This is a genomic window from Nocardia carnea, assembly GCF_029868855.1.
Classification (GTDB): domain Bacteria; phylum Actinomycetota; class Actinomycetes; order Mycobacteriales; family Mycobacteriaceae; genus Nocardia; species Nocardia carnea_A.
Genome location: NZ_JARWOV010000237.1, coordinates 1 through 9,530, shown reverse-complemented (window position 1 = coordinate 9,530; position 9,530 = coordinate 1). Strand labels below are relative to the sequence as shown.

The 9,530-nt window shown below is 66.5% G+C and carries 10 protein-coding genes and 1 pseudogene; 10 read left to right on the top strand and 1 reads right to left on the bottom strand.

Annotation, left to right across the window (positions count from 1 at the left end; translation table 11 throughout):
* The first annotated feature begins 212 nt into the window (after positions 1-212).
* Complete coding sequence (locus tag QH195_RS23040; RefSeq protein ID WP_280406589.1) at positions 213-686, top strand: Lrp/AsnC family transcriptional regulator; 474 nt, start codon at positions 213-215, stop codon at positions 684-686.
* 158 nt (positions 687-844) lie between these two features.
* Here the strand turns inward: QH195_RS23040 and QH195_RS23035 are convergent, their stop codons facing one another.
* On the bottom strand, positions 845-1,690 hold the full coding sequence (locus tag QH195_RS23035; RefSeq protein WP_280436971.1) for an AraC family transcriptional regulator: 846 nt from the start codon (positions 1,688-1,690) through the stop codon (positions 845-847).
* A 287-nt stretch (positions 1,691-1,977) separates the two neighbouring features.
* Here QH195_RS23035 and QH195_RS23030 point away from each other — a divergent pair, with 287 nt between their 5' ends.
* The 9 genes and pseudogenes from QH195_RS23030 to QH195_RS22990 form a co-directional block, all read left to right on the top strand.
* The gene (locus QH195_RS23030) at positions 1,978-2,964 is read left to right on the top strand and encodes an AraC family transcriptional regulator (protein WP_280436970.1); all 987 of its coding nucleotides are present in this window, start codon (positions 1,978-1,980) and stop codon (positions 2,962-2,964) included.
* A 227-nt stretch (positions 2,965-3,191) separates the two neighbouring features.
* Positions 3,192-4,190, top strand: a complete 999-nt coding sequence (locus tag QH195_RS23025; RefSeq protein ID WP_280436969.1) for an alpha/beta fold hydrolase — start codon at positions 3,192-3,194, stop codon at positions 4,188-4,190.
* Positions 4,191-4,235: 45 nt separating this feature from the next.
* Complete coding sequence (locus QH195_RS23020) at positions 4,236-5,426, top strand: cytochrome P450 (protein ID WP_280436968.1); 1,191 nt, start codon at positions 4,236-4,238, stop codon at positions 5,424-5,426.
* A gap of 1 nt (position 5,427) precedes the next feature.
* A complete protein-coding gene (locus QH195_RS23015) occupies positions 5,428-6,633 on the top strand; it encodes a cytochrome P450 (protein ID WP_280436967.1) in 1,206 nt (401 codons plus the stop codon).
* A 2-nt stretch (positions 6,634-6,635) separates the two neighbouring features.
* Entirely contained in the window at positions 6,636-7,574 is a 939-nt protein-coding gene (locus QH195_RS23010) for a PDR/VanB family oxidoreductase (RefSeq protein ID WP_280436966.1), read from the top strand.
* A 44-nt stretch (positions 7,575-7,618) separates the two neighbouring features.
* On the top strand, positions 7,619-7,816 hold the full coding sequence (locus QH195_RS23005) for a ferredoxin (RefSeq protein ID WP_280436965.1): 198 nt from the start codon (positions 7,619-7,621) through the stop codon (positions 7,814-7,816).
* 357 nt (positions 7,817-8,173) lie between these two features.
* Complete coding sequence (locus tag QH195_RS23000) at positions 8,174-8,437, top strand: hypothetical protein (RefSeq protein WP_280436964.1); 264 nt, start codon at positions 8,174-8,176, stop codon at positions 8,435-8,437.
* Positions 8,400-8,867: an NUDIX domain-containing protein gene (locus QH195_RS22995; RefSeq protein ID WP_280436963.1), complete on the top strand. Its 468-nt coding sequence runs from the start codon at positions 8,400-8,402 to the stop codon at positions 8,865-8,867. Before QH195_RS23000 ends, QH195_RS22995 begins: the two co-directional genes overlap by 38 nt.
* 41 nt (positions 8,868-8,908) lie before the next feature.
* Positions 8,909-9,530, top strand: a pseudogene (locus tag QH195_RS22990) (metallophosphoesterase); the annotation flags it as partial.

Here is a 9,530-nt window from a genome sequence, read left to right as displayed (position 1 = left end):
AGCCAGGTCCGCCGCGGTGCTGCGTCCGTCGGCGGCGCGCGGCGCGGTCAACGGCCCCCCCGGGCCCCGGGGGGGGGGCGGGGGGGGGGGCGGGGGGGGGGGCCCCCCCCGGGGAGGGGGGTTGAACCCGCCGCGGGGAGCAACCCGCTTCCCCGGGGGCGCCGCGCGCACCGGCCCGGGCCCCGGGGCCCCCCCGGGGGCCCGCGTGGCCGTTGATCGAGGCGCTCGCCGCCGACGGACGCAGCACCGCGGCGGACCTGGCTCGCTCGACGGGCCGGAACCCCGCCACCGTGCGCAGGCAGCTCGGCCGGCTGCTCGCCTCGGACCTGCTGTCGTTCCGCTGCGAACTCGCCTCGGAAGCCTCGAGCTGGACGGTGAGCAGCACCTGGACGGCGCGTGTCGAGCCGGCGGACCACCGCAGGACCGTGGCAGCGCTCACCACCTTGCCGGAGTTGCGGATGTGCGTTTCGACCACCGGCGACGCCAACCTCGCCATGACCTTCTGGACCCGATCACCGCAGGACATGCTTCGCATCGAGCAGAAGCTCGGCGAGCAGCTGCCGTGGCTTCGGCTCCGGGACAGCGCGATCAACCTCCGCACGCCCAAACGCATGGGCTGGCTGCTGGACGGCGCCGGCCGAGCGACCGGTACCGTGATCCCGCCGACTGCGCTCGCGGCGTACTGAGCCCGCCGCGGTCGTGCGCGTCGATTTCCAGCGCTTCTCGAGCAACATCGGGTGGATAACCCTGTGGGGTTCCAGAAGCCGGCCCCGACGCGCACAACTCGTTGTGATCTCCTACCGGATCGGTCCGGTAGGCGGTGTCCCCCACGGCGGTGCCGGTACTAACCGATCGTCAGGCTGGACGGGGCGGGCGTCTCCAACCGGAAGGCCGTACCGCTGTGGCTGCGCGTCTCGCTGCGGTAGCGGCCGGGCGTGCGTCCGTGCGCCCGGGTGAAGGCGCGGGTGAACGCCGGCACCGACCCGTAGCCGACCGCCTCGGCGATCGTCTCGAGGGAGTCATGGCTGTCGCGTAACCGCACGGCGGCCAGATCCATGCGCCAGTTCGCCAGATACACCGCGGGGGTGTATCCCGTCGCGGCCGGGAACCGCCGGGCGAGGGTCGCGCGGGAGATCGAGCTGGCTTCTGCGAGCAGCGAAGTCGTCCAGGGAACGGCCGAATTCGCGTGCAGATGCCGCAGTGCCTTGCCTATGACAGGGTCGTTAAGCGCACCCAGCCAGGTGCCGAAGCACTCAGGGGGGTTCACCGCGAGCCAGGCGCGCAGCATCTGCACGAGCACGATGTCGACAAGGCTCTTCAGTACGGCAGGCGTGGCGAGCTGCGGATAGGCGAGTTCCCGGGCGAGCATACGCACCGTATCGGTCAGTCCCGGCGTACCCGCCTCGGCCCGCACGTGCACGAGACCGGGTAGTACGGTCAGGATCTGGGTGAGCGCGGCCGGGTCGCTGTCGTAGTGGATAGTGACGATCCGCGTGGTCGCGGGCGGCGACCCGAGGCTGATCACCTCGCCGGTACCGCGCCCGCGAGCGGCCACATGCTCGCACCGGCCGCGTCCCGTGCCGCCGGTGTTCGTGGGGTCGTCGGTGAGGCGGGCGGCGAGAAGTACTGTCGCGCAGGTGTGAGTGGTGTAGCAAGCAGCGGTGTCTGTGACGGCCGATGTCGGGAACACTGCCGATGTTCACCACGTGGTGTCGACGGTAATCGAAATAATCGAACGAGCCGGCCGGTTGCGTGACCGGTTCGATCCCGAGGGAAGGTGATCGCCCGAGAGGGGTCCTCTCGTCCTTGACCAGCAGGGTAGGGGAATTTAGCATATTGAATATGCTTACTTAGCTGAGATTCCTGGTCCTGGTCCCTGCCAACTGTTGCGGGTGTGGTCACTCCTGCGGAGTCGCTCAGGCACGGCATCAGCGCATCCGGCCTGCTCGAGGCCTGCGACAACCAACGGAGTTCACCATGTGCGCGGATGCGATGCCCTTCGCCGAAACTCAGTTGTTGCGTACACAATCGGTGCGGGAAGCCGAAACCGTCGGTGCGCAACTGCTCGCCGAGCACCGGTTACAAGCGGCCGGAACCGGTTTCCAGGCCCGGATCAACGGAATCTGCCTGGGGGGTGTCTCCCTGTACTACATGCATTACGGTGCGCCGTTGACCGTCCTCGGGGCGCCGCTGCGGGAGTCTGTGGGAGTTGTAGTGCCGGTAAGGGGGGCAATGGGTGTCCGGCAAGGGGAGTTCGCCGCGGTAGCCGAAGCGCATCGTTCGGCGGTCGTCATTCCGCCGGGCCTGCCGATGCGCCTGGACTGGAGCGCGGACCTGCAGTTCTATTGTTTCAAAATAGGACTCCCCAGCTTGCGTGCCTTTGCGTGCAGCGTGGACCCCGGATATGCGGCAGTCGCTATCGGCAGGTTCGAGCCGCACCTGATCGGACACGCGGGGCTGGCCGGACTGCTGGGTGTTGCCTCACTCGTCGAATTCGCATCCCAGCAGCGCGTTGTCGGCACCCGTAGCTTGTCGGCGGGTTTGTTGTGGCGGTTGAGTGAACAGGCGATGACCAGTCTGCTGGTGGCCGGGCAGTTCGCCGAACCCCCTTCGGCAGCGCCGGAGCCGGCCGGTCCGCGGCGGACGATCGATCGGGCCAGAGAATATCTCGAAGGCGCTGCGTCTCAATCCATCACCCCGTCCGAGCTGGCCGATGCCGTCGGAGTGAGCCTGCGCAGTCTGGAGCTCGGCTTTCGTGCCGAACTCGGTACCACTCCGCACGCCTATTTGCTCGAGACCAGGTTGCGCCGCGCGCACGCGGAACTGGTCGCGGGCAGTCCGCAGCATGGGGTAACCGTGACTTCGGTCGCGAAACGCTGGGGGTTCAGCAACGTGGGACGGTTCGCCGACAAGTACTTCGCGTTGTACGGTCGGCGTCCTTCCGAGACGTTGCGCCGCAGCTGAGGCGCCGGACCACGACCTGTGCGCGGCCCGGACGAGGACAGAACGCGAAAGGATGTGCGGACAATACGCGCATCATGCTGACTACGGCCGATGGCCGTACCTAATGTCCTCTCCGTCACACCATCATTTGGATCCCGAGACGCGGGGACTGCGGTCGGGACTTCGGTGAGGCCGGAAATCGAATGTGTTTTCCGAACGCCTTCACAGTGTTATGAGAGGACAGTGTCATGCCGAAAAGTTCCCTCCAGTATTCGGAGCTTCCCGAGCGGGCGGCGAAGGTACTGGAAGATTTCCTTCCCGACGAAGAACTGATCGCCCAGCGGGTCGCCGAGCTCGGAGACGTCGCTGCGCGAGAGCCGGATCAGGAGGGAGCAACCGAGGTCCTGGACGGAGTCGTGTTCACGCACCATTTCGCCGATGTCGACGGCGACAAGGAAGTCGTGCGATATCACTGGGCCGAATGCGGGGCCGGTGAAGCTATCGTCTTTCTGCACGGAATCCCGGATTCCTGGTATGAGTGGCACCACCAGATGGCCGCTTTGTCCTCGAATTACCGGTGCATTGCCATCGATCTCAAAGGATACGGGCAGTCGGACAAGAAACCCGGTGATTACCGGCACGAGGCCGCCGCGGAAGAGCTTGTGCGGGTCCTCGATTCGATGGGAGTCGACCGGTTCACCATGGTGACCCACGACCGCGGCACCATGCAGGGCGATTACATCGCCGCGAACCACCCGGATCGTGTGCTGCGCTACGGTCGCGGTGAACAGCACCTCTACCATTTCCACCCCGCTCTGGCGCCACAGGGCGAGCTCTTCGCCGAGGCGCCCCGCAACGGGATCATGGACGACCCACGACGGTTCGTTGCCTGGGCCTACACCTGGCTGAGCTCGATTCCGGTTCCACCGGATCAGCTGCGCCGGGTGATCCAGGAAATCTCCTATCCGGACTGTTCCCGCGCGGTGCCGCGATACTTCAATTCGTCGACATTCCGGCAGGAGTGGATCGACCGGCGCGAGCGGCTTCTCGCGGCGTGGCAGTGCCCGGTGATGATCATGCAGGGGTACGACAGCAAGACACAGCCCCGGGAGTACTACGAAAACGTTCGCGAATACCTTCCGAACGCGAAAGACGTCAAGGTGCGCTACCTCCACACCGGACACTTCTGGCCGCTCGAGGCCCCGGCAGAGGTCACCGAGCTCATCCGTGAACTGCTCGAGTTGTGACCGGGCAATCGGATCGTTTCGTCCACGGGAGAACGAGGTGAATACGTGTCTACGTCGATGACGCCGTCGATCGATATCGACATCTACTCCGATGAGCTGACGCTGCGGCCGTACGAGGCGTACCGGCGAATCCGGGACGCCGGCCCTGCCGTCTACCTGACCCCGCACGACACCTGGGTGGTCGCGCGATACGACAACGTCCGCGAGGTCCTCAAGGACACCGAGACGTTCAGTTCCGCCGCCGGAGTCTCGTTGACCGCACCGGTCAACGAGATCACCAAGGGCACCACCTTGGCCAGCGATGCGCCGGAGCATGACACGCTGCGCTCCATTGTGGCGAGTTCGCTGACCCCGCGGGCACTGGCCGGCCGTAAGCAGGGGATCGTCGACCAGGCCGAGCGGCTGGTCGACGATCTGGTCGTGCGGGGCGAGTTCGACGCTGTCACCGAACTCGCGCAAGTACTGCCGCTGAGCGTAGTACCTGATTTCGTCGGCCTTCCGCAGGAAGGGCGGGCGCAGCTGCTGGACTGGGCCAGTGCGGTGTTCAACGCGATCGGGCCGCCCAATGAACGCTCGCAGCGCAGCCTCCCCGCGCTTGCCCAGCTGGGCGACTATGCCGCCCGGTTGGCGAGCACCGGTGAGCTGGCCGAGGGAAGCCTCGGCGCCGGGGTGCTGGCCGCGGCAGAGCAAGGCCGCATCCCGGCCGCGCAGTGCCCCGCCCTGCTGCTGGACTATCTCGGGCCTGCGCTGGACACCACGATCAGCGCGGTCGGCAGTGCGATCTACCTGTTCGCCCGGCATCCGGAGCAATGGGACATGGTCCGGCGGGATCCGCAGCTGATCCCCAATGCGTTCAACGAGGTCGTCCGGCTCGAGACGCCTATCCGCGGGTTCTGCCGACAGACCACCCGGCCCACGTCGATCGGCGGGGTCGAGATCGGGCCGGCCGAACGGGTTCTCGTCCTCTATGCGGCTGCCAACCGAGACGAGCGCAAATGGCAGGACCCGGACAAGTTCGACATCACTCGCCGTGCCGGCGACCATGTCGGATTCGGCTACGGCGTGCACGGCTGCGCCGGACAGGGCCTCGCCCGGATCGAGGCGCATGCAGTACTCGAGGCGCTGGCGAAACGCGTATCGGCATTCGAGGTTCTGTCCTCGAATCGATTGCTCAACAACGTGATCCGCGCCTTCTCCGCTATCCGTGTTCGCGTTACCACCTCGAACGGAGTGTGACATGACCGTCCACCGTGACAACGACGCTGCCATGGCGACCACCGGCTACGACCATCAGGACTCCTCGGTTCCGGCCGGCGAAGTGCGCGAAATCTTCGCCCGTATGCGCGACAGTGGATGCCCTGTGGTGCACAGCGAGTTCTACGGCGGGTTCTCCTACGTCAACCGGTACCAGGACGTCCGTGATGCGCTCTCCGATTCGGATCGCTTTTCCTCCGGCGAGAACGGCATCGCCATTCCGCAGACCGGGCTGCCCAAGATCCCCGCACTGGAGTTCGACGAACCCGCGCATACGATGTGGCGGGAAGTACTGGGCGCGCCGCTGACTCCCACGGCGGTGCGCGCGATGGAGCCGACCATCGCCGAAATCGCCAATCTGCTGATCGACCAGTTCGCGGCGACCGGTGCGACAGATCTCGTCAGCTCCTTCGCCGAACCGTTGCCGGCGATCGTGGTCGGCCGAATGGTCGGGTTGGACCAAGCCGAGGCAGTCGAGGTACGTGAACTCGCCGTGGCGATGTTCGAATCCATGGGCACCGCCGAGTTCGCGGACCAGCAAGCGCGCTTCGCGGCCTTCACTGAGCAGCGGTTGGCCGAGCGGCGGGAGCATCCGCGCGATGACTACCTCAGTCAGCTGGCGCGCGGATCGGTGGCCGGGGTCGCTCTCGATGCCGGCGGAGTGGCCGGTGTGCTCACGGCCTACCTTCTCGGCGGGCACCATTCGACCGCCGCCGGAATCGCCGGCCTGCTCCGCCACGCGCTCGGCGAGCCCGGGGTGCGCGACCTGATCGGCGACCGCAAAACCATTGCCCGGGTGATCGAGGAGAGCCTGCGCCTGACCACGCCGTTGCAGTTGTTTGCTCGGACAGTCACCACCGACACGCTGATCGGGGGGCACCCGCTGGCGGCCGGGGAACGGGTCATGCTCAATCTCGGGGCAGCCAACCGTGATCCGGAGGTCTTCACCGATCCGGAACACTTCGATCCCGGGCGGCAGCGCAATCCGCATGTCGCCTTCGGTGGTGGCCTGCACAGCTGTCAGGGACAACATCTCGCGCGCGCCGAACTGCGGATCGCGTTGGAGGTGCTGCTCACTCGGCTGCCCGACGTGCAGCTCGCCGGACCGGTGGTCGAGGCCGGTATGACCTCCGGGATGCTGCTGCCGATCGTCGCGCTTCCCGTGACGTTCACTCCGGAAGAGGCATAGCAGTGTCACAGCATCTTGTCGTCGCGTCGAAACGCCGGTGCGCGGAGGGGGTGGTAGAGCTGCGGATCCGTGACCCCGCCGGCGGTGGGCTCCAGGAGTGGTCTGCGGGAGCCCACGTGGACGTGCACTGCGGACCGGGGCTGGTCCGGCAGTATTCGTTGTGCGGGGATCCCGCGGAATCCGGGGAGTACCGGATCGCCGTGCTGCGCGAACCGGAAAGTCGTGGTGGTTCGCGTGCTTTGCACGACGAGGTCGGCGAAGGTGCGCTGCTCGAGGTCTCCCGCCCACGCAATCACTTCGCGCTCGAACCTGCCGGGAGCTACCTGTTCGTCGCCGGCGGCATCGGAATCACCCCGATTCTGCCGATGATCGCGCAAGCGCACCGGGCAGGCAGCAGTTGGCGGTTGCTCTACGGCGGCCGCAGCCGTGCGTCCATGGCCTTCCTCGACGAGCTCGGAAGATACGGGGAAAAGGTGCGGGTGGTGCCGCAGGACGAATGCGGGCTACTCGATATCTCGAGTGCGCTGCGCGACGTACCGAAAGGCGCATTGATCTACTGCTGCGGTCCCGGACCGCTGCTGGCGGCGATGGAGACCGCGTGTGCCACCGTAGGACTGCACGCCGCCTTACGGGTCGAGCGGTTCTCACCGAAGCCGCAGGAGAACGCCGAGAACCGGGATTTCGAGGTAGAACTGGCGAGGAGCGGACTGCGCCTGCGTGTCCCGGGTGACCGCAGTCTGCTCGACGTGCTGCGTGACGCCGGGGTCGATGTCCTCACCTCCTGTGAAGAGGGCATGTGCGGCAGCTGCGAATCGCGGGTATTGGGCGGTGAACCCGACCACCGTGATTTTGTCCTGACCGACGAAGAGCGCGCCCAGGGCGAGCAGATGATGGTGTGCGTCTCGCGCAGTAGAACCCCCCTGCTCACCTTGGACCTGTGACCTCGGCGCCCGGGCGCCGGATACTGCCGGACAGGAGTTCGATCATGCGAATCCATATCAATCGCCAGCGATGTGAAGGGCACGGTCAGTGCGCGGCCACTTCCGAGGGCGTGCTGTACCTCGATGAGAATGCCGAGCCCGTCCTGTACTCGGACGGCTACGTTCCGCCGCACCTGGAACAGGCCGCCCGCGCGGCAGTTTCGTGCTGTCCGGTCGCGGCATTGTCCGCCGAAGAAGAGTGACGGGTCAGGGCGGTGCGGTGCACGGGGGTTCCGTGCCGACACGGATTCCCCGAACGTACCGTGCGAGGCTGCTCGGTCGGCGACCATCCACCGCCTGATCCGAGCAGCACCTTGTTCGGGCCAGGGGATCGGCGGTGTGCGGGGCCGGCCACGACCGGCCCCGGCATCACCCCGATGACCACCGGTATCCGGGCTTTCTGGCTCGGTATCGGTGCCGACGCCGCCAGGTCGACCGCTGCCGGATGGCTGTTTGGGTGATCATGTGTGCCAGAAGACGGCAGGATCTCGCCGAGGGCGAGCGAGAGGAGTTCGTTGCCAGTGCGTTCGGGGAGATCGCGCCGGTGATGGGAGAGGTAGGTGTGGGCGAGCACGGCGAGGCTGGACTACGTCGGCCGCGACATCCGGATCACCGGGACCTCGCCCGGTGTCACCGACATTGCGATGCTCACCGGCACCGGCTACGCCGACCTGATCGCGATTGTCGAGGAGGGGCGGTTGCTGGCAGCGGGGACTATGGAGGAACTGGCGGATCCCACGCCGGGTCACCGGCTCTCCGGGGAGGTATTCGGGCAGACTTCACGCCATGAAGTACAGCGCCGGAGTTCTGCTGTTTCGTCGTGAGCCGGAGGTGCACGTGCTGCTGGGGCATATGGGCGGGCCGCTGTGGGCGCGTAAGGATTCGGGGGCGTGGTCGATGCCCAAGGGTGAGTACGAGCCGGCGACCGAGGAGGCACGCGCCGCCGCGGCCCGCGAATTCGACGAGGAGCTGGGTATGCCGGTGCCCGACGGAGAGTGGATCGCGCTGGGGGAGGTGCGGTACGGCCGCGGGCGGAGCAAGAAGCAGGTCACGGTGTGGGCGGTCGAGGGCGAGCTCGATCCGGCTCGGGTGGTGCCGGGGGTATTCGAGATGGAATGGCCGCCGCGGTCGGGCGAGTACCGCGCTTTCCCCGAGGTCGATCGGGTCGAATGGTTCGATCTGACAACCGCGCACGACAAGCTGATCACTGGCCAGCGGCCATTGCTGCCCCGGCTTGCGGAGCGACTTCGCTGACATCGACTGAGCATCTGGGGAACTGAATTAGTATCGAGGTGGTGAGCACTCCGTCGCCGGATACGGCGATCCGATCGGATTCGCGTACTTCATCCGGGCCCGTGCGGGCATTTGCGATCATTACGACGATCGTCGCCGTGCTGCTGGTTCTCTTCGCTGTCCCGTGGTGGACGTTGGTGATGTCCGGGACTCGGTGGCCGGCACCGGTGGTCGTACTGGGAACAGCGGCCTTCGCGATAACGCTCGTAGTTCTACCCGTGACGCTGGTATTGAGCCACGGCCGCCGCCATCTCGACTGGGCCGGCATGATCGGCGACTCCATCCTGGGAATTGTGTGGGTGCTCTTCGTGTGGTCGGTGATCGGCACCATCGCGCGGCTCGTACTTGCCTTCGTGGGCGTAGAAGACCCGGTTCGCTCGCGGTCGGTGGCCGCAGCGGTCGTTTTCGTCACCGCAGCTCTCCTGGTCTGGGGTAATCGGGAGGCGATGCGAGTTCCTCGGATAAAGCATGTGGACGTCACCGTGCCGCGACTCGGCCCGGGGCTGGACGGCACCCGAGTCGTCGTCGTCACCGATACCCATTTCGGTCCGATCGACCGGACGAAGTGGTCGCTCGGTGTTGCTGCGGCCGTGAACGAACTACGTCCCGATATCGTGGCCCATG

Excerpts from the sequence above, each read along its gene's own strand:
- QH195_RS23030 (WP_280436970.1), top strand. The coding sequence starts at position 1,978 with ATGTGCGCGGATGCGATGCCCTTCGCCGAAACTCAGTTGTTGCGTACA.
- QH195_RS23005 (WP_280436965.1), top strand. The coding sequence starts at position 7,619 with ATGCGAATCCATATCAATCGCCAGCGATGTGAAGGGCACGGTCAGTGC.
- QH195_RS23015 (WP_280436967.1), top strand. The coding sequence starts at position 5,428 with ATGACCGTCCACCGTGACAACGACGCTGCCATGGCGACCACCGGCTAC.
- QH195_RS23025 (WP_280436969.1), top strand. The coding sequence starts at position 3,192 with ATGCCGAAAAGTTCCCTCCAGTATTCGGAGCTTCCCGAGCGGGCGGCG.
- QH195_RS22995 (WP_280436963.1), top strand. The coding sequence starts at position 8,400 with ATGAAGTACAGCGCCGGAGTTCTGCTGTTTCGTCGTGAGCCGGAGGTG.